Here is an 18,636-nt window from a genome sequence, read left to right on the forward strand (position 1 = left end):
GTCAGACGATTTTCAAAGCACTCAGCACAATCAGCGATTGCTCGGCAAAAGCCTGAGCCTGTTCGGTCAGCGCGGCAATGTTGGCTTCGGCGGTGGTCAGCGTTTTGCCGTCCTTGACCAACACTTCGTTTTGTTCAGCGATGACGCTCCACGCCAGTTGCGCCCACTCTGCCGGGTGCTGTTTGCCCTGGCGGATTGCAATCAGGAACAGTTGCTGGAAGCGGCTGACCATGACGCCGCCCCCGGTGACCGGGCTGCTCAGCACCTGAATGTCGGCGTTGAACAACGCGCGCTTGCACAGTTGCAGGTTGAACGCAGCGCAGCGTTCGTACACCAGCGCCTCGGCAGCTTCGCTCTGGCAAGGGGCTACCGCGCCCATGCCAACCAGGATGGCGATGGCCTGTTCCAGATCGTCATAGGCCATTGGCGACAGTGCATCGAGCAAATGCTGCATCGTTTTGGCTTCATACGTCTGGCCCGCGAGGGCAGCGAGGAGCGGGCGGTAAATGTCCGCTTGCAATGACGCTTCGCCAGCGGGGCCGGTGACGCTGGACGCTACGTTTTCTGTCGGTTGCATCAGGATAAATCGCGTGTTGAGCATACGCGACCGGCGCTCGGCAGCGCTGAGTCGGTTGGCACCGCGCACGTATAGATCGCGCCGGAAAGCCTGGTTGACGAAGTAGTCACGCGCCTGCTCGCGCATCACCGGATGCTCGATACCGTCGAGAAAGGCCAGGCCTTCGGCGCTCAGGTTGAGTGCATCCACCGAATCCATCGGCACCGCCGTCGTGACGTAATCGAGCTTGGCCGGCGCCAGTGCGTCGACCATGTCGGCGAAATACATGCAGTTCCAGTCGCGATTGAAATATTCGTGGGCGACGTATTGGCGATCCTGACCTTTGATGGTCTGCAGTCGGGCGCCCAGACTCGGCGCGGCGATGGCGTACTTGGGGTTGGCCGCCAGCAGCGCTTCGGAAAACTGCAACGCGGCATCGATGCGCTGATCCGACCGCGTCGAGTGGCTGGCAAAACGGTCGTGCAGGCTGAACAATTGGCGCAACGGCGCTGAAGGCGACCAGCCCGGGAAAGCGTTGTAGCTGACGTACAGATGACCACCCGGTTTGAGATGGCGCCGGGCGAATTCGACAATCAGCTTCTGGTTGTCCCGGCTGACCCAGGTCCAGATGCCATGCAGGCTGATGCTGTCGAACTGCGGCAAATCATGGCGCGCCAGCAGTTGCTCGAAGCTGTCGTCATACAGCCGCGCACCGTTGTTGCCCAGCGCCGCGAGTTCAATGGCGTGGGCCGCCTGACCCGGGTGGAAGTCCGTACCAACGAAACCGGCAGGGTTGGCGGTGGCGTGGATGTTGATCGACACACCCTGACCAAAACCGAGTTCGCAATGATAACCGTCGGGATTGTCCAGACCGGCAAAGCCGCGCAACAACAGGCAGTAACGCTGGAAAACAGGATTGATTTCCCGGCTATAGCTGTAGGTGTAGCCTTCGTCCGTGAAATAACCTTCGTTCCAGGCATTGCTCATGGGTGCAGCCTCTTGAATCGTAATGGAAAGTGGCACTTGGACGGAGGTGGGCTTACGCCGTTAAAACCCCTCGGTGTCCACCAGAATGTTGTCGGCAGGATCGAACCATTCGATAGGGTCCATGCGGATATTTCGCAGACCCACGGTTTGCCGGTGAGACGCGTACAGCGGCTCGGCCCAATAGTTGATCAGAATCGAACGCCGGCGCCCACCCAGCAGATTCCGGCTGCTGGCATGTAACAGGTCGACATCGAACACCAGAATGTCGCCCGCACGGCCCGCGAGCTGGACCGATCGCGTCTCGTCATTGATATCTACGGGCGGCGCTCCCGGCGCGGGGCGATGGCTGCCGGGGACGAGACGGGTCGCGCCGTTGTCGGTGCCATAGTCATCGAAAAAAGCCAGGGCCACCGCACAGTCGCCGGGGCGCTGTGCGGACAAGTCGCGATGCAGTTGCTGATGACCGCCACCCGAAAGCGGTTCACGACCCTCGACCTGGGACAGAAAGAAGCGCTCCGCGATCAGCTCACCGACCACGGCCAACAGCGCTGGCAAGCGACACACCGCGCGCACGCTCGCATGCTCATCCAACAGCGAATGGCGCCAGTCCTGACCCCGTGGGACGGGCCAGCGATCTGACGGCAGCACACCCGCATCGAACGCCTGGCGCAGGTCGTCCAGCCATTTGGCGGGTATAGCGCGACGGAGCAGGGCAAAACCCTGCTGATGGAGCTGTTCACGTTTATTCATGATTGGACGTGTCCGCTCCTTACAATCGAACGCCCATCTCCAGGGCACGGGTCTCGAAACCGAACTCGGCATACATGCGCACCGCACGCTCGTTGAAAGGCCAGACCGTCAGGCGCAAGTCCTGCGCATTCTGCTCGATGGCCCAGTCCTTGACCCGTTGAATCAGCGCGCGGCCAATGCCTTTGCCCCAGAACGGCTCGGCGACACACACCGAACCGATGCGAACAACATTCTGCGGCTGCATCAACGGCCCGGAACTGGCGGACAGGTTGGCGGTAATGAACGCGACGGGCCGTTCACCGGCGCTGGCGATGAAGACAATCTGACCGGACTTTTCGAATACTCCGGCCCAGTGCGGCAAGTCGCGGGCGAAATCTTCGGTGGCGGCGGCATAGATATCGGGGCGGGCGGCGTGGTGGACCGCGTTGAGCAATTGGCCCAGTTCGCTCATTGCCAGCGCATCGTCGGCGGTGGCGGTGCGGTAGGTAATGATTTTTTCCATGATAAAAATTGCTCCCTGGATGTGTTCATAAGCCTCGCATCCTGCGGCAAACGGCGAAATAAAGCATCCCGGATCCTGTGTGCATTTCAACGAAGCAGGGTGCGTCTGGGTCGCTTTTTCAGGCCAATCTGTGCATTGAATGTTTCTGCGTTAAACGAATAATCGAGCGCTCGAATCTTTTGGAGTTGGGCACTGTATGGAAGCGTTACGCATTCAATCTGGCGACATTTATCGTTCACGGACGGCAGCCTCGGAGAGTCGCCCATGAGCCTGCATACCCGCACCAAACGCCTGACTGTACCGCAACTGGTCGCGATGAAAGGCCAGCAGAAAATCGTCTCGCTGACGGCGTATTCCAGCAGTATTGCCACGCTGATCGACCCGATCGTCGACTTCATTCTGGTCGGCGATTCCACGGCCATGGTCGGTTATGGCCGCGCCTCGACGCTGAGCATGCAGCTCGAAGAAATCATCGGCCACACGCGGGCGGTGGTCGATAGTACGCGCCTGGCCTGTGTGGTGGCCGACATGCCGTTCGGCAGTTATCAGGAATCCAATGAACAAGCCTTTCGCAATTGCGCTCAGGTGCTGGCGCGGACCGGTTGTGATGCGGTGAAGCTGGAGGCCAACAAGGCCTTGGCGTCCACTGTCGAATTTCTCGTGGCGCGTGGTATTCCGGTCATGGCCCATGTCGGGTTGATGCCGCAGTTCGTCAATGTCATGGGCGGTTTCAAGGCCCAGGGCCTGACGGCTGAAAGCGGCGCGGTAATAGCCGAAGATGCCCGGGCCAATCTCGATGCCGGCGCCTTCAGCCTGTTACTGGAGGGGGTGGCCGAAGGCGTGGCGCGGCAGATTACGCTGGACTCGCCAATGCCCACCATCGGCATTGGCGCCTCACCGGCCTGCGACGGGCAGGTGCTGGTCACCGAAGATGTACTCGGCCTGGGCGGTGAGCATCTGCCGCGTTTCGTCAAACGGTACGCCGATGTCGGTGCGGTGATCAGCGAGGCTTGTGCGCAGTTTGCTGACGATGTGCGCCATGGTCGGTTTCCTGAAGCGCGGCATTGCTACGGACTCTAGACGCGGTGTTCTTCGGTGATCGCCTGCGCCAGGCGTTTCACTGCGTGGCCGATGTCCTTGTCCCAGTCGAGGGTGTAACTCAGGCGCAGATGCTGTTTCCAGGCACCTTGCTGGCTGAAGATTTCGCCGGGGGCGATGACGATCCGCTCAGCCAGCAGGCGCTCGAACACCCGTTGCATGTCGATCGGACGCACGGCCTTGAGCCAGAAGCTCGCACCACCTTGCGGGGCGACGACCTGCCACTGGTCGTTGCCGTGCTCTTCCAGCAAGGTCTGCAGCTGTTGCCTGCGCTTGAGCAACAGCGCGCGCAGCATAGTCAAGTGCTGGTCAATGCGCCTGGAGTTGTAGAGTCTGGCAATCGCTTTCTGCCGCATCGGCGAGAGGCGAAATCCGCGCTGCATAAACAGTCGATGAAATGGCGCGGCCTGCTGGCGACACAGCACGTAGCCGTACGGCGCTTCGCCGCCAATAATCTTGTCGAATGTCGAGAACACCAGCAGCTTGTCCGGATCGGCAAAGTCGCGATAACGCGCGGCTGACCGGGAGAAACTCAACTCGCCCCACGTGTCGTTTTCGAACAGCCAGATATCGCGCTCGGCCAGCCAGTCACAGATCTGCTGCTTGTCGTGGGCCGGCATCAACTGGCCCTGAGGAATATTCACCGTGGAGGAAAACACTGCCAGGCGCACCGGTTCGCGCATCAGTAACGCCTTCAATGCAGGCAGGTTGAAGCGGCCGTCATCGTCGAGGGGCATTTCGATGACGCGGATATTGGCCGCCTGCAACTGGCGCAGAATTGCCCACGAGCAGGGCGATTCCACCAGCGCCACAGTGCCACCGAGATTCAAGGCACTGAGCGACAACTCCAATACGCTGCGCAGGTCCGCGCCGATATACACCTGTTCGGCCTGCCAGTGGTTGCGAGCGGAACGGGTGTAGCGTTCCGCCAGGGCCGCGCGCAATTCCGGCTCGCCAAGAGGCTGATAGAGCGGTGCATTCGAGGGCGGGTATTGGCGAGTCAGCTCACGCTCCATCATCAACAACGGCCCCTGCAGCGACAGCAGCATCGCCGGCGCATCGCTGCTCAGGGCCAGCATGCCGGGCTGACGGGCGCTGGCGAAGACGTGGTCGAGAAGGTTGCCGGAGTTGGTCGTCACAGGCGCCGCCGGTATTGACCGGGTGAAATAGCCGAACCTGGCTTTGGCGTGAATTCTGCCTTCGTCCTCGAGCAATGCGTAGGCGTATTTGGTCGTCGACACCGAAACGCCGAGGCGCAGAGCCAGTTGTCGCAGGGACGGCAGTTTCTGTTCAGTCGTGCCACTGGCCGCCTCGATCAATCCGATGAGGTAGTGGTAGACCGCTTGATAGGCGAACGCGGTGTCCTTGGGGGGCGTCAATGCTGTTTTCCTTGATTGTCAGCCTACGGCGCAAACGAAAGATTGCGCCAAAGCAGTCAGCTGTTCGTTTGCGCCGCCCAGTGCTTCATCTCTTCAGCAATGAAGTGATTGACCAGGTCGCAGTACATTTTTTCAATGGCATCTGCATTCAAGCCTTCGTTTTCGGCCCAGTCGCGACGGGTTGCCAGCATCGCCTGAAAACGCTCCGGTGCCCGCACTGAGGTCGCCGAGGTCTTGAACTTCGAGGCCGCGAGTACGTACTGAAAGCGCTTGCCCAGCAGTTTGATCACCGCTTGATCGAGTCGGTCGATTTCACTTCGAATATCTTGCATGTCCGCACAGTCGGCGGGTTGTAACGTGTTGATGACGTCCATGTGCGTCTGTGCCTCTCGAGTTATTGGTGGTATTGCGGCGGGTTTTCAGCGGGTAAGAGCAGCGTTGTTTGTCACTTTGCCGGAATTCTGAAAAAAACGCTCTGGGCGGCACGGTGCAAGGGCTGCGGATGACTGGCGATCCAGCAGCTCTTCACTGGCGAGGCGCCCGACGATTGCCGCGAGCGTCACACCGGGATGCATCGCGCAAACGTAGACCCCGCCGACACCTGGCAAGTAACCGACCACGGGGATGCCATCAGCGGGCATCGGCCGGATTCCGACGGCGACGGTTTGCGGCGCAATGAAAAACACCCCGTGAAGTTCTTTGCGTATGGCTTCGGCGGTTTGCCGGGCGATGTCTGTCGGCGAGTTGCCCGGCGCCTCTCCCAGATAATCTTCCGCGGCCAGCAACGTGCCGTCGGCAGTTTGCCGAACTTCCATTTCGGGGCTGGAGATGATGCCTTTGACGAGGCCCGGTTGGGTCTTGTAACGGATGAAAATGGCCGGCGAGGCCTCGATGGGCAGGGAGACGTTGAGCATCTGTGTTAATTGCCGGGTGCCAGTCCCTGCGGCAAGCACCACAAGGTCGGCATCAAACGTGCCCGCTGAGGTTTCAACGCCGGTGACATCTGCGTTGCAGGTTTTGAAAGCGGTCACTCGGGTGTGCGTGAGCAATTGCGCGCCCCGCGCCTGGGCGCCGGCAATCAAGGCGTGGGTGGCCTGCACGGCGTCGAGTGCGCCTTCTTCCGCGCGATACAACGCGCACGGTGGGGGATTTTTCAGATTGGGTTCGCGGGCAAGCACCTCGTCAGACGATAACAATGTCGCCGACGCCGGATACTCTGCTGATTCGTTGTACGACAAAGCTCCGGTCCAGCGAATCTGCAAATCCGGCAGCTCGGTTTCGAGTCGTCGGTAGGCTTCTATGGCCATACCGCGCAACGGCGCAATCGGATCAGCGCCGGCGTGCGTGGCATTGATCCAGGCGAAAGAGCTTGCCGTCACGCCGCTCGCGATCTCGTCAGCCTCGATCAGCGTGACGTGCGCCCCTTTGCCTGACAGGTAGTACGCAAGTGAGGCGCCGACGATGCCCGCACCAACCACCACGATTCGCTCACGTACTTTCTGATCCATTTCAACATTCCCTGTTGTCGATCGACTGATCCTGCAGCAGGGAGACGCTGCGAGCAACCAGAAAAAAAGCCCGGCCATAGCCGGGCTCGTCGGTTTGCAATACGTTAAGCGGCCATATTCCCTGCAGCGATTTCCTTCTTGTAGCTGGCCTTCATGGCCTCCATCTGCGCGCCCAACTCTTCGAGTTTTTCCTTGCCCAACAGCTTCTTCGCTTGAGGAAACATTTCCGTTTCTTCCTCTTCGATATGGTGTTCGAGCAGTTCCTTGACCACTTTCACTCGACCGGAAAACTCCGGAGTGCCCGGGTCGGTGAGTTTCAGATCGGGCAGCACCAGCGAGTCCACGGTGCGGTGTTCTTCCTTGGCTTCGAAGTACATGACGTCCTGTTCCTTGCTGCCGGCAGCCTTGAACGCGGGGTAGAGAATTTCCTCTTCAAGGCGGGTATGGATGGAGATTTCCATTTCCAGTTTGCCCAACAGCTCGACACGTTTTTTCAGCGCGCGGTCAGTTGAATCGCTGAGTTGGCTAAGGATGTCTTTGACTTTTGCATGATCGGCTTTGAGAAGGTCGATGGCGTTCATGGCGTTGCCTCTACTGTCACGGAGTGAACACAGGCCGCTGTTTCACGGAGCTGTGAATGCCCTGTATCAGCCGCATTTGGCGTGCCAGTCCGTGGCGGATGCTCAATCGCTCTGGATCAGGGGCTTGCGGCTTAACAGGCAAAAAGCCTTCGTGCAGCCTGCATGAAGAGGGCGTTGCAGGCATTGCAGATCACGGCTTCGTCAGATGGCAAGCCCGCACCACGGCAAATCAATCAGGTTACGACGCCGAATGCTGACTGACATGCTTGGGCCCCGCCAACGCCCAGGCAATCAAACCAAACAGCGGCACAAACACGATCAGCACGATCCACACGCCTTTATTGCTCGCTTTCCCCTCGCTCTTGCGCACCCGATTGATGGCCCAAAGTTCGATAAGCAGAAGAACTGCCGCCAGTACGATCCACACGGTTTCGATTTGCATTGGCTACCTCCTGATGGTCTGTTCGTTAGGTGGCGTGGGGGGCGGCGGGTTCATTTATTTTTTCTTCGGTGCATTGAGCTGGCGAGCGAGTTCCAGTGCCACCCGGCCGCTGTTGAAGGTCGGCAGCAGATGGGTGAAAGGGATCTCGATCATTCGGTTTTCACGCACGGCACGCAGTTGCGAGAGCACCGGGTCGTGGGTCAACAGATAACGTTTACGACTGGCGGGCGACCATTCGGCGTCGGCGAGCAGGATTACGTCCGGGTCGCTGGCCAGCAGGGTTTCGCTGTTGACGGTCACCCGATAAAGATTGATCTCGGCGAACACATTGCGTGCACCGACGGCGGCCAACAGCGGGGTGACAAAGCCACGCCGACCTTCGCTGTCGAGGCCTTTGACCTCGCTGTCGAGATAGAACACCGACAGCGGTTTACCCGCACCGGCCAAGGCTCGGGCGCTGGCGAGATCGGCGTCCATTGCCGCGCTCAATTGCTGCGCCTGTGGCTGTCTGTGCAGCAGTTTGCCCAAGGTCAGCAAGTCGTTGCGCACATGCGCGAAGTAATCCAGCGAATGCCCGTTGCAGGCCGACTCCAATAGATACGAACCCACGCCATTACGCGCCAGCCCCGAGCGCGAAGTCACACCGTCGCCGAATGCCGTGGCAAAACCACCGATCACCAGATCCGGTTTCTGTGCGTAAAGCACTTCGCTGGCCGGGTATTGGCGCGCGATCACCGGCACGCCGAAATACTCGGCTTGGCGCTGACCGGCATCGGTGTCATCCAGGTAGGCCACGCCAACCAGCGCTGGCCCGGCACCCAGCGCCAGGACGATATCTGCCGCATGCTGATTGAGCGCGACGATGCGTGAAGGCTGAACGGTGCTCCAGTCCTCGCCGCAATTGCGGTAACTGTCGGCGAGCACGGGCGTGGAGCAGAGCAGGGCGAGAAGTGCGTACACAATCGATCTCATGTCCGCGCCTTGATCAGTAAATTCGCGACCACCTTTCCGCCCACCAGATGACCCTCGACCAACCGCTGCACCTCTTCATCGTTGCGCACGCCATACCAGCAACGCTCGGGATACACCGTCACAATCGGCCCCAGACTGCACGGAAACTGGCAGTGCGTGCGGGTCAGCAAGACGCCGCCCGGGGTCTCGATACGATCGTGTGCCAGCAAATGCCGGCGCAGGGTTTTCCATAGCTGCAAGGCGCCGCGCTGGGTGCAGCGCGGGCCGGTGCAGAGGAACACATGGCGCGCATGCTCGGGCACGTGCGACCAGTCCGGGTGCGTGTCGACGCCGTCGACGGTTTTGATTTCACTCATCAGAAGCGGTACGTGTAGCGCACTTCGGAGGTGAGCGGTCGGCCAAGGTTATCGACGTTGCTTGAACGGCTGGTGACGTAATCGCGGTCGAAGAGGTTTTCTACCAGCAGGCTCACGCGGTGTTGGTGGGCGTTGTCGAGGTAGCGATAAGCATCGGCGTCGACCACCGAATAGTTGCCGTATTCAACTTGTTTCGAGCTTTTGATGTCGCGGATATAGCGAATCGCACCGCCAGCACCCCACAGACGATTTTCCGATTCATAGCCGACCCGCGATCGGGCGAAGAAGCTCGGAATATCGTTGATGGTCGCACCGGTGCGCGACTCGGTGAGGTTGCGGGTCATGTCTGCTTGCAGGCTCCACTGCTCATTGAGCGCGAGCTTGGCGTCGGCCTCGAAACCGCGCATCTGGATCGTGCCTTCGCCGTTGACCCACTGAATGTCATCGAGGGTGATCAGGTCGTCGATCTTGCGTTTGAACAGGGTCACGCTGGCGCTGAATTCACGATCCAGGAGGAAGCCTTTGTAGTCGACACCCAGTTCGGCGTTGCGGCTTTTTTCCGGCTTGAGATTGCGATTGCCGATCTCGTCGCCCGGTTCATTGACGAACAGTTGCTCGGCGTTCGGCAGTTTGTAAGCGCTGCCGTATTGGCCGCGCACCGACCAGTTTTCGTTGAGGTCATACAGCGAAGTGAGCATGCCGACCGTGGCACTGTCGCCGCCGCTCATGGCTTCGTGACGCACACCGATGCTCGGGTGCCAGTCGGGCAGGGCGTCGATCTGCGGGCGCAGTTGCGTGTAGAACGCATGGGCTTCGGCCTTATCGTTGTCGACGATCAGCACGTCGTCCTGGCCCTTGAACCATTGGTTGTCGCTGCCGAACACCAGTACATGGCCGCCGGGCAATTCAGCCTTGCCTTCGGCCTGCACACCCCAATCGGTGAAGCCCCAATAGTCGTTGTGGTTGATGACTTTGGTACCGCCGCCATCGACGTTGTTAACGCGGGTGTAGCGCGTGTCCCAGTCGTTGATATGGCCTTTGACGAAGTAGCTCAGGCGCTCATTCATGGTCTGCTCGAACGTTGCCGTGGCGATCTGCTGCACGCGGTCGTTGGTGGTCTTGTGGTTGTCGACCGGGCGGGCGAAGTCGAGGTTGGCGTCGGCGTATTGGTAGAACAGTTCCAGCCGCGAATCATCGCCAAACGACTGAATTGCCTTGCCGCCGAAGGTGGTGACTTCGTAGGCGCGGTTCTTCTCGCTGACATTTTTCATGTCGCGGTTGCGATACGGCTGGTAACCGTCGGAAACGTTGTGGCTGACATACGCCAGCAAACCAAGATCGCCGAAACCGTTAGTGAAAATATTCTCGACCCGGGCGTCTTCGGTGGTGCCGCCGAAAGTGTCCACGCCGAGATTCACTTCGCCGGCGGCTTTGCGCGACTGCGGGCTGCGGGTGACGATATTGATAACGCCGGAAACGGCTTGAGTGCCGAACAACAGACTCTGGCCACCCTTGAGCACTTCGATGCGTTCGATGGCGTTGGCCGGCAGGGTGTCCAGATAGAGGCCGCCGTACAGGCGATTGTTCAGGCGCACGCCGTCGAGCAGGATCAGCGTGTCGTCGTTGCGCCCACCCAGCAGCGAATAGGTGCCGTAGTCGAACGGGCCGTTTTTCGGCGCGACGTACAGGCCGGGAATGAACATCTGCATCACGCGGCTGACATCGGCGCTGGGGCCGGCGCGTTCGATCTGCTCGCGGCTGACGATCTCGACTTTGCTGCCGAACTTCGCCATCTCGGCGACCGTGGTGGATTCCACCGACGGTGCGGAAACGATTTGCTGATTGAGTTCCAGTGGTGCGTCATCCGCCAGCAGCAGAGGGCTGAACAGGCAGCCGAACAAGAGGGTTGGAGCAGAAGTGTAGAAAGGTCGAATCATTGTCTTCTCGAAAAGGATCTTCGCAGAAGAGCATGCAGGAGAAGGCATCGCGCACAGCCAATACCGGCCCATGCCCGCCCACCGCAGGATTTTGCCAAACAGAAATTCCAGGCCGGTCTCCGGGCTCGCGCGTATCGAGGCTTTCACCTTCCCATGGCCGTGTGGCCACAGTGGTGTATCGAAAGCATCACGCGCATACCGTTGCGGGGGCAGCACCGGACTTGTTCGAAAAGAACGTACCGGTTTCCCGTTTCACCCCATGCACGGCGGCATGGGACACCTGAAACTGGGCGGCATCTGAACACTCGACAGACCGTTCGTCAACTTGCCAATACAGGTCCTCGACCCGCGAATTAACAACTTTCGAAATAACTACTAAGGTCTATAACGGTAATCACAACGCAATATCGCGTGGCGTCGACAGGCGTGAGGGATACGCCAGGTACGCTGAACAGGGAGGTTTTCATGCACGGTGCCAGCGGCCATCCTCACGGCGGGCACGCCCCGCATTTCATTCGCCACGCTTTACTGGTCGCCATGGCCAATACCCTGGTGCTCGCAGATGTGCAGGCCGCGTGCGGGCCTTTGGCGGCGGGTGCTTACAACCTCTCGCAAACCTGTTTGCCGGCGGCCGGCGTCGATGCCTCGATCAGCACTCAGACGGGCACCACCATCACCACCACCGCCGGTTCCTCGCTGAACAGTCGCGGCAACGACGCCAACACCACGCTGACACTCAGCGGCACCACGGTGGACAGCACCCCACCGACGGCCGCCAACGCGGTGTTTGCCAATGTCATCGGCACCACCGGCAACGCTAGCCTGAGCGTCAATGGTGGAACCAACACCGTCAATGTCGGTGGCAGTGGCCTGGACGCGCTGGCGATAACCAATGCCGGCGCCGGGTCGTCGACGTTCTCGGTGAGTTCCGGTGCCACGCTGAATATCCTCAACACCGTGGTCGGCAATGAACACGACGGCATCGACATCAATGCCAGCGGCGGCGGGGCGATCAACCTCAATCATCAGGGCACTGGCCAGATCACTTTGCTTGGCGGCAACGGCATCTGGACCAAAGCCACGGGCAGCGGCGAGACCAATGTCAGCGTCGGCAGTGGCGTCAACATTCTGGTCAACAACGATGATGCACTGTCGGCCGGTCTTCCGATCATCGACGACACCTTGCCTACTGCCGGCATTGGCAACCACGCCGGCGTGCATACCCGCGCAGTCAATGGCAACACCACACTGATCAACGCGGCGAACGTGCAGAGCATCGGCATGAACGCCTTTGGTCTGTTCACCGAAGGCGGCAATGGCCTTACCCGCCTCACCAACAGCGGGACGCTGACCACCAGCGGCCTCAACGGTTTCGGCATCCGTTCGTTTGCCACGGTCGGCAGCATCGCCATCGTCAACAATGGCGCTATCACGACGACGGGCGGCGCCGCGCACGGTATCTATGCCAATGACAACGTCGGCGGCAGCGGTTCGATCAGCATCGAGAACAATGCCGCCATCAACGTCGGCAGCACGGCCAACGCTGCCGGTTCGCGGGCGATCTACGTGATCAAGCGCGGCACCGGTGATGTCGCGATCACCGGTAGCGGCAACATCAACGTCCTCGGCGACATCAACACCACCCGGGCCTACGCGATCATTGTCAGCGCCGAAAACAACAATGTGCTGATCGATTACTCGGGAGATCTGTTTGCCAGTGGTTTTGGCGCGGGCGGTATACGGGTCGACTCGACCGGGGGCAGCGTCCAGATCAATTATCGCGGCAATCGCATCGAAACCCTGCACAGCAACGCCAACGGCATCTATGCCTCGACCCAGTCGCCGACGGGCACGGTCAACGTCAACGCGGGCGGTACGATCATCACTCATTCCAACGCCGGTTCGGGCGATGGCAGTGGCATTGGCGCCTTTGGTATCCAGGCGCTGACGCTGGGCGGCGACGTGGGTGTTGTGTTCAATGGTCCGCTGATCGACGTCAACGGCCAGGGTGCGGCGATTCTGGCCGGCAATGCCTTCAATTCGGGCAGCGGGCTGGGCACGTTGAGCGTCAACAACAGTGGGGAATTGATTGCGCGTGGCGATCAACAGCGCGGCATTCGTACGCTGTCGGTCACTGGCGCGCAAAGCGTGGTCAACAGCGGCGCGATCCAGACGCTCGGTGCGAGCGACAGTCAGGGCATTCTTGCCGAAGCCTCGGGTGCAGCGGCGCTGACGGTCAACAACACGGGCGTGATCACTGCGCGGGGTATCGATTCGTCGGCGATTGACGCGTTGACCGAGGGCGGCAGCGCCACAGTGACCAACACGGCAACCCTTCAGGGCGGGCGAGGCGACAGCAGCGGTGTCGCCCTCGGTGGTGCGAGCCAGACGTTGAACAACTCAGGTGCGATCGGTGCGCTCAGCGATGTCGCCGTGCGCGCTGACGCGACCACGCCGGGCACGACGTTTGCGCTGAACAACACCGGGCAAATGACCGGCGCCGTGAATGCCGTCAGCGCGGCCAGTTCAGTGGCCAACAGCGGCACCTGGACGCTGCGCAACTTTACCGCCAGCAGCGGCAGTGGCAGTGGTGATACCTGGGGTGTTGCCGTCAGTGATCTCGGCTCATCGGGCGCCAACAGCATCGACAACAGCGGTGTGATTCGTCTGGCGGCGCAACCGGCGACGGGCATCGTCAACTTCAATGCCAGCGGCGCCTATCTGCCTTTGGGGCAAACGGCCAACACCCCAACGCTGGGCGCCGCCGTGCAGGGGCAGTTGCTCGGTGTAAACCGATTCACCCACAGCGGCACGCTCGACCTTGCTGCCGGCAGCAACACGGTTGGCAATGTGTTGCTGATCAGCGGGGCCAACACCGCCGGCACCGATGGCGGCGGGGTGTTCGTGTCCAATGGCGGCCGGCTGCTGCTTAACACCACGTTGAATGGTGGCGGCACAAACAGTCTCTCCGACATGCTGGTGGTGGATTCGACGACCACCGCCAGTGGCCGCACCACCGGCGTGATCGTGAGTAACGTCGGCGGACAGGGCGAACTGACTCAGGGTAACGGCATTGCGGTGGTCGAACTGCTGAATAAATCCGAAGCTGCGAGTGACGCCAATGCGTTTCAACTGGCCCGGCGTGTGGTCGCCGGGCCCTACGAATATCGCCTGCAACAAGGCGCCGAGGATGGTAGCGGCAAGGACACCTGGTATCTGCGTTCGGACGCCGTGCCTCCGGACGGTCCTCCCGGTCCTGATCCCGATCCGTCCCCGGTACCCAATTACCGTCCGGAAGTATCGCTGTACGGTGCTGTCCCGGCGTTAGCGCTGGTTTACGGCCGGACGATGGTCGACACCCTTCACGAGCGGGTCGGCGAGGAGCGTCTGAATCGCGGTGATCCGTTGCCCAGGGAAGACGAATCCACCTTGGCGCCGTCGATGGGTTGGGGGCGGGTGATCTACCGCAGCGGTAAACAGGACGGCGACCGCAAAAACGCCTTGGGCAATACCCCCGAATACAACTACGACCTGACGGCTTTTCAGGTCGGCACCGACCTCTACCGCAAGGACCGGCCTGACGGCAGTCACGAACAGGCCGGGCTGTCGTTGTCCGCCGGCACCATCGACGCCGGCGTCAGCCACTACACCCGGCGCGCCGCCGGCGAAGACACCTTGCGCGCTTACGGCGTCGGCGCCTACTGGACACACTTCGGCCCCTCCGGCTGGTATCTGGACGGCGTATTGCAGGTCAATCGCTTCGACATCGAAGCCAAACCCAACGACCTGGCCAAACTGAAAACCCGCGGCTGGGGTTACACCGCCTCGCTGGAAAACGGCTATCCGTTCGAAGTCGACAAAGACTGGTACATCGAACCGCAATTGCAGGCGATCTACAGCTACGTCGATCTGGACAGCAGTGATGACGTCGGCGCGAACATTCGCTTCAAGGATGTGGACTCACTGATCGGCCGCGCCGGCGTGCGCATCGCCAAGGATTGGGACACCGAGGGCGTCGACAAGAGCGCACGGCGTACCAACGGCTGGATCCGGCCGAGCATCTGGCATGAATTCAAGGGGCAGCCGAAAACCGAGTTTTCTTCTGAGTCGGGGTACATCCCGTTCGAGTCGGATATTCAGGGCACGTGGGGTGAAGTGAATGTCGGGGTGGATTACCAGGCCAATCAGCGCACCACGTTTACCGCGTCAGCCGGCTATCGGCAGGGGTTCGACGGTGACAGCCACGGGTATGACGCGATGCTGGGGTTCAAGATCAATTTCTAGAACTTTTGTACACGCCGCAAGCCCTGTAGGAGTGAGCCTGCTCGCGATAGCCGTGTATCAAATAGCAGATCAACACCTGACACACCGCTATCGCGAGCAAGCTCACTCCGACAGTGGATGGCTTGCTGACGTTCGGCCCTATATCCTTCCCGCCTGTTTGATGGACTGACTTAGGGAAGAATTGCATGCCGTTCAGGGTGATGGTGGTCGGTGGTTACGGAAACTTCGGCAGCATCGTGTGCCGGCATCTGGCACTGAGGCCGGACATCGGGCTGGTGCTGTCGGGCCGTGACCCGCGCAAATTGCAGCGCAAACTCGATGAGCTGAACAGCCAATCGGGCAACGTCTGCGAAGGCTGGTGCGGCGACGCCATGGGCCGCGAGTTCAAAGCCGCATTGTGTGCGCTGAACATTCAGTTGGTCGTGCACACTGGCGGGCCGTTTCAGGGGCAATCCTATGCGCTCGCCGAAAGTTGCATCGACGCCGGTGTGAACTACTGCGACCTGGCTGACTGCCGCACCTTCGTCAACGGCATTCACGTTCTCGACGCGAGAGCGAAGCAGGCGGGTGTGACGATCCTCAGTGGTTGCAGCTCGGTGCCGACGCTGTCATCCGCGATCATCGATGAGCAGCGCGCGCGCTTTTCGCGCATTGACTCGATCGAGCATGGCATATCTTCCTCGGCGAAAATGCCCGGGTTGTCGACCATTGAAGGCGTACTCGCTTACGCCGGCAAACCGATCAAGCAACTGAAAAACGGCAAGGTGCATGAAGTGTCGGGCTGGCTGGATCTGACGTTGCGCAAAATGCCGCAGATGGGCACTCGTCTACTGGCCAATGTCGATGTCCCCGACATGGATATTTTTGCCAGTCGTTATGGCGCGCAGACCTTGAGCTTCAAGGCAGGCGCCGGTCTCAAACTGGGCGGCATCGCCAACGGTCTGTTGGCGCAGGCGCTGAAAATCGGGCTGGTGCGCGACCATGCCTTGTGGGCCGGCAGACTGCATCGCCTGGGCACGCATTTCGAGCGTTTCGGCGATGGCAAAAGTGCGATGTACATCGACGTGCAGGGGCTTGGTGTTGACGGCAAACCGCTGTCGATGACCGCGCAACTCACCGCCCTGAACGACAAAGGCCCGCAAATCCCCAGCTGCGCCGCCGTAGCGCTGGCCACGAAAATGGCTCAAGGCTACACGCCGCCACCCGGCGCCCGGCCTTGCGTGGGCGAAATCAGTGTCGCCGAGTACATGGCCGCGATCAACGATCCGGACAACCTGAGCCTGGCCGTGCATTTCTCGGACGGGCAGCGCTGACATGCTCTATCTGTGCCTGAAGTATCTGCACATCATCGCGGCGATTTTCCTGTTCGGATTCGGCATGGGGTCTTACCTCTACCTGATTGCCGCCAGCCGCACGCGCAATCCGCAAGTGATAGCGCACGTCGCGCGCATGGTCGTGGGCTTCGACACGTGGATCACCACACCGGCCGGTTTCGTGCAGATCATCACGGGGTATCTGTTGGCGCGGCTTTCGGGGTTGTCGATGAGCACCGAGTGGGTGCTGACCTCGCTGATCATCTTCTTCTGTGTTGGCTCGCTGTGGCTGCCGGTGTTGATCCTGCAAAAGCGGCTGTATGCGATGGCATCGAGTGCGAGCGAGGCGGGGGCGAATCTCGATCAACAATACCAGGGCGTGTATCGCCAATGGTTGTGGATGGGCGTGCTCGGGTTTGCCGGGATGTTTGTCATTGTGCTGATGATGGTGACGAAGATGACGCCCGTGCAGTTGTTCAGTTTGCTGGCGTAGGTGCAGTTGCTTTGAGGAAGCGCTGTTCATGGTCTGGCGTTGGCAGCAGGCAAGTGTCGTACTTGCCGAACAGTCTATAGCGGTTCAGCGCGATGCGGTCGTAGGCCCAGTCGCGCAGCCCACGCGGGAAGACGCGCAGCAGTCGCAATGGCTGCCAGCGGGTGGATAACTGGCTGATGACCTCAAGGAAAGCGTCGGATCGTTCCCAGTAGTGGCGGTCGCGGATGACGGCCATGGTGTCGAACTGATCCACTGGCAGGCCGGCCCACGCCAGAAGTGCCTGGCCTTCGGGGGATTGCACGGCGGCCAGCCGCACGCGGTGCTGATGATCGTGACGAATCAGAAAACGCGCCCAGCCGTTGCAGAGCTTGCAAACGCCGTCGAACAGGACCACGGATTCGCCGGGGTTGAGGAGCGGGGCGGGGGTGGGGCGGGTTTTTGAAGTGGACATAACCGAGTGTTCAGCAGATTGGGTGTTGGCGATCATAGTCTTTGCACACGCTGTTCGCGAACAAGTATTCGGCCAGACCCAGACATTGAATCATCTGTTGCATTGCGTCATCGGTAGCACGGCTAAAGTTTTGTCAGACAATTCTGAGTGCGAGATTGATAAAGCACTTGCTACGGTTTTCTGCGGATCAATATTTACACAGATGCGCTAGTAAACAATTTTCGAGCCTTAAGATGCCCGTAATCATGGGATATAAGTATTGAATCTAAGTATAAAATTTTTTGCTTGTTGAAAAAATTCACCCTGTTGTGGAATAGTCAACCGTACTTCGGTACACGAATTGGAAAGCCAGTTGATATGTGCAAGGTATTTGGTTCGCAACGCAAAGGGTGAACGGTATTTAACAAAACAAGCGGTTTGTGAGACGTATTAGACCGTGCCCATGGATAAGTTTTCGCAAACAGTTCACTCGGTTGTCTCCTGGATATCGAACGAATGTTCATTTGACAAGATGGATTCCGGTCAATGCCGTGGCCTGCATTAATACAATGTTGGCATGTAGTCTGAGTTGGAATCTCTGTACAAGGAAGTTCCCGCCTGTTGCCAATTCGTCAATCTATCAGGGTATAGAATACCGACATTATTTGGAGAGGCAGAATGGAATCTCAGCGATGCGAAGTGGTCATCAGTGGCGAGCGCGAAATCGATAAACCCGTGGTCGCATTAACCAATTGTGAGGTTGTTTTTTCAAGCAAGGATGAGCTTGACAGGTGTATTGTGGCGGTCAGGGAATCGGATCAAAGGCTGGCTGCCCGCCCGCTCGAAGCCGTTTTCTATGACTGGCAGATGATGACGGTGATAAGAGGCCTGACCATGTTTTTTGGGGTCAGATGGTACGATCGAGAATATTTTGAGAAAAATCGTGATATCTACAAAAACCAAATGCATGGGCACCTGTTTTCAAGGTTTGGCGTTAATGCGGACAGCTTTAATGTCAAGCATTTCATAGCGGGTTAGTGAGGGGCAT

17 protein-coding genes and 1 riboswitch are annotated in these 18,636 nt (G+C 59.6%); of the genes, 5 read left to right on the forward strand and 12 right to left on the reverse strand.

The annotated features are described in order from the left end of the window. Position 1 precedes the first annotated feature (1 nt). Genes FGA82_RS19245 through FGA82_RS19255 form a run of 3 tightly spaced genes read right to left on the reverse strand, consistent with a single transcriptional unit; the run spans position 2 to position 2,795 of the window. A complete protein-coding gene (locus FGA82_RS19245) occupies positions 2 to 1,543 on the reverse strand; it encodes a class I SAM-dependent methyltransferase (protein WP_141128290.1) in 1,542 nt (513 codons plus the stop codon). Positions 1,544 to 1,603: 60 nt separating this feature from the next. Then, the gene (locus FGA82_RS19250; protein ID WP_141128291.1) at positions 1,604 to 2,293 is read right to left on the reverse strand and encodes a phytanoyl-CoA dioxygenase family protein; all 690 of its coding nucleotides are present in this window, start codon (positions 2,291 to 2,293) and stop codon (positions 1,604 to 1,606) included. A gap of 19 nt (positions 2,294 to 2,312) precedes the next feature. Continuing rightward, on the reverse strand, positions 2,313 to 2,795 hold the full coding sequence (locus tag FGA82_RS19255; protein ID WP_141128292.1) for a GNAT family N-acetyltransferase: 483 nt from the start codon (positions 2,793 to 2,795) through the stop codon (positions 2,313 to 2,315). Between the two features lie 264 nt (positions 2,796 to 3,059). Here FGA82_RS19255 and panB point away from each other — a divergent pair, with 264 nt between their 5' ends. Beyond that, positions 3,060 to 3,875, forward strand: coding sequence for a 3-methyl-2-oxobutanoate hydroxymethyltransferase (gene panB, locus FGA82_RS19260; protein ID WP_141128293.1), 816 nt, complete (start codon positions 3,060 to 3,062; stop codon positions 3,873 to 3,875). On the opposite strand, the gene FGA82_RS19265 is transcribed toward panB, so the two are convergent. From FGA82_RS19265 to FGA82_RS19300, 8 genes are all read right to left on the reverse strand, one after another. Next, positions 3,872 to 5,272, reverse strand: a complete 1,401-nt coding sequence (locus FGA82_RS19265; RefSeq protein ID WP_141128294.1) for a PLP-dependent aminotransferase family protein — start codon at positions 5,270 to 5,272, stop codon at positions 3,872 to 3,874. The two genes, panB and FGA82_RS19265, sit on opposite strands and share 4 nt — an antisense overlap. A 56-nt stretch (positions 5,273 to 5,328) precedes the next feature. After that, positions 5,329 to 5,646, reverse strand: coding sequence for an isochorismate lyase (locus FGA82_RS19270; RefSeq protein WP_141128295.1), 318 nt, complete (start codon positions 5,644 to 5,646; stop codon positions 5,329 to 5,331). Positions 5,647 to 5,691: 45 nt separating this feature from the next. Then, complete coding sequence (locus FGA82_RS19275; protein WP_141128375.1) at positions 5,692 to 6,780, reverse strand: NAD(P)/FAD-dependent oxidoreductase; 1,089 nt, start codon at positions 6,778 to 6,780, stop codon at positions 5,692 to 5,694. 104 nt (positions 6,781 to 6,884) lie between these two features. Beyond that, on the reverse strand, positions 6,885 to 7,361 hold the full coding sequence (locus tag FGA82_RS19280; RefSeq protein ID WP_141128296.1) for a hemerythrin domain-containing protein: 477 nt from the start codon (positions 7,359 to 7,361) through the stop codon (positions 6,885 to 6,887). Between the two features lie 238 nt (positions 7,362 to 7,599). Next, positions 7,600 to 7,803, reverse strand: coding sequence for a PLD nuclease N-terminal domain-containing protein (locus tag FGA82_RS19285; RefSeq protein WP_007916127.1), 204 nt, complete (start codon positions 7,801 to 7,803; stop codon positions 7,600 to 7,602). Positions 7,804 to 7,857: 54 nt separating this feature from the next. Next, entirely contained in the window at positions 7,858 to 8,775 is a 918-nt protein-coding gene (locus FGA82_RS19290; protein WP_141128297.1) for an ABC transporter substrate-binding protein, read from the reverse strand. After that, positions 8,772 to 9,131 carry a (2Fe-2S) ferredoxin domain-containing protein gene (locus FGA82_RS19295; protein WP_141128298.1) on the reverse strand — a complete coding sequence of 120 codons (360 nt, stop codon included), beginning with the start codon at positions 9,129 to 9,131 and terminating at the stop codon, positions 8,772 to 8,774. The genes FGA82_RS19290 and FGA82_RS19295 overlap by 4 nt, the downstream gene beginning before the upstream one ends. Then, positions 9,131 to 11,068, reverse strand: coding sequence for a TonB-dependent receptor plug domain-containing protein (locus tag FGA82_RS19300; RefSeq protein ID WP_141128299.1), 1,938 nt, complete (start codon positions 11,066 to 11,068; stop codon positions 9,131 to 9,133). Before FGA82_RS19300 ends, FGA82_RS19295 begins: the two co-directional genes overlap by 1 nt. A gap of 93 nt (positions 11,069 to 11,161) precedes the next feature. Further along, positions 11,162 to 11,367: riboswitch (cobalamin riboswitch) on the reverse strand. A gap of 166 nt (positions 11,368 to 11,533) precedes the next feature. Between FGA82_RS19300 and FGA82_RS19305 the strand changes: the two genes are divergently transcribed. The 3 genes from FGA82_RS19305 (at position 11,534) to FGA82_RS19320 (ending at position 17,158) form a co-directional block, all read left to right on the forward strand. Beyond that, positions 11,534 to 15,352 (forward strand): autotransporter outer membrane beta-barrel domain-containing protein, encoded by a 3,819-nt coding sequence (locus tag FGA82_RS19305; protein ID WP_141128300.1) that lies wholly within the window; start codon positions 11,534 to 11,536, stop codon positions 15,350 to 15,352. A gap of 185 nt (positions 15,353 to 15,537) precedes the next feature. After that, entirely contained in the window at positions 15,538 to 16,665 is a 1,128-nt protein-coding gene (locus FGA82_RS19315; RefSeq protein WP_141128301.1) for a saccharopine dehydrogenase family protein, read from the forward strand. Between the two features lies 1 nt (position 16,666). Then, positions 16,667 to 17,158 carry a DUF2269 family protein gene (locus FGA82_RS19320; protein ID WP_141128302.1) on the forward strand — a complete coding sequence of 164 codons (492 nt, stop codon included), beginning with the start codon at positions 16,667 to 16,669 and terminating at the stop codon, positions 17,156 to 17,158. Here FGA82_RS19320 and FGA82_RS19325 read toward each other — a convergent pair. Beyond that, positions 17,142 to 17,609 carry a thiol-disulfide oxidoreductase DCC family protein gene (locus tag FGA82_RS19325; RefSeq protein ID WP_141128376.1) on the reverse strand — a complete coding sequence of 156 codons (468 nt, stop codon included), beginning with the start codon at positions 17,607 to 17,609 and terminating at the stop codon, positions 17,142 to 17,144. The two genes, FGA82_RS19320 and FGA82_RS19325, sit on opposite strands and share 17 nt — an antisense overlap. Positions 17,610 to 18,266: 657 nt before the next feature. Between FGA82_RS19325 and FGA82_RS19330 the strand changes: the two genes are divergently transcribed. Continuing rightward, on the forward strand, positions 18,267 to 18,626 hold the full coding sequence (locus tag FGA82_RS19330) for a hypothetical protein (RefSeq protein WP_141128303.1): 360 nt from the start codon (positions 18,267 to 18,269) through the stop codon (positions 18,624 to 18,626). Positions 18,627 to 18,636: the final 10 nt, after the last annotated feature.

The organism is Pseudomonas fluorescens (assembly GCF_005938625.1).
Classification (GTDB): Bacteria; Pseudomonadota; Gammaproteobacteria; order Pseudomonadales; family Pseudomonadaceae; genus Aquipseudomonas; species Aquipseudomonas fluorescens_BD.

What these genes read in the sequence shown, in the direction of transcription:
- FGA82_RS19245 (WP_141128290.1), bottom strand. Translation starts at nt 1,543, where the DNA reads ATGAGCAATGCCTGGAACGAAGGTTATTTCACGGACGAAGGCTACACC.
- FGA82_RS19250 (WP_141128291.1), bottom strand. Translation starts at nt 2,293, where the DNA reads ATGAATAAACGTGAACAGCTCCATCAGCAGGGTTTTGCCCTGCTCCGT.
- FGA82_RS19255 (WP_141128292.1), bottom strand. Translation starts at nt 2,795, where the DNA reads ATGGAAAAAATCATTACCTACCGCACCGCCACCGCCGACGATGCGCTG.
- panB (WP_141128293.1), top strand. Translation starts at nt 3,060, where the DNA reads ATGAGCCTGCATACCCGCACCAAACGCCTGACTGTACCGCAACTGGTC.
- FGA82_RS19270 (WP_141128295.1), bottom strand. Translation starts at nt 5,646, where the DNA reads ATGGACGTCATCAACACGTTACAACCCGCCGACTGTGCGGACATGCAA.
- FGA82_RS19275 (WP_141128375.1), bottom strand. Translation starts at nt 6,780, where the DNA reads ATGGATCAGAAAGTACGTGAGCGAATCGTGGTGGTTGGTGCGGGCATC.
- FGA82_RS19280 (WP_141128296.1), bottom strand. Translation starts at nt 7,361, where the DNA reads ATGAACGCCATCGACCTTCTCAAAGCCGATCATGCAAAAGTCAAAGAC.
- FGA82_RS19285 (WP_007916127.1), bottom strand. Translation starts at nt 7,803, where the DNA reads ATGCAAATCGAAACCGTGTGGATCGTACTGGCGGCAGTTCTTCTGCTT.
- FGA82_RS19290 (WP_141128297.1), bottom strand. Translation starts at nt 8,775, where the DNA reads ATGAGATCGATTGTGTACGCACTTCTCGCCCTGCTCTGCTCCACGCCC.
- FGA82_RS19295 (WP_141128298.1), bottom strand. Translation starts at nt 9,131, where the DNA reads ATGAGTGAAATCAAAACCGTCGACGGCGTCGACACGCACCCGGACTGG.
- FGA82_RS19300 (WP_141128299.1), bottom strand. Translation starts at nt 11,068, where the DNA reads ATGATTCGACCTTTCTACACTTCTGCTCCAACCCTCTTGTTCGGCTGC.
- FGA82_RS19305 (WP_141128300.1), top strand. Translation starts at nt 11,534, where the DNA reads ATGCACGGTGCCAGCGGCCATCCTCACGGCGGGCACGCCCCGCATTTC.
- FGA82_RS19315 (WP_141128301.1), top strand. Translation starts at nt 15,538, where the DNA reads ATGCCGTTCAGGGTGATGGTGGTCGGTGGTTACGGAAACTTCGGCAGC.
- FGA82_RS19320 (WP_141128302.1), top strand. Translation starts at nt 16,667, where the DNA reads ATGCTCTATCTGTGCCTGAAGTATCTGCACATCATCGCGGCGATTTTC.
- FGA82_RS19325 (WP_141128376.1), bottom strand. Translation starts at nt 17,609, where the DNA reads ATGTCCACTTCAAAAACCCGCCCCACCCCCGCCCCGCTCCTCAACCCC.
- FGA82_RS19330 (WP_141128303.1), top strand. Translation starts at nt 18,267, where the DNA reads ATGGAATCTCAGCGATGCGAAGTGGTCATCAGTGGCGAGCGCGAAATC.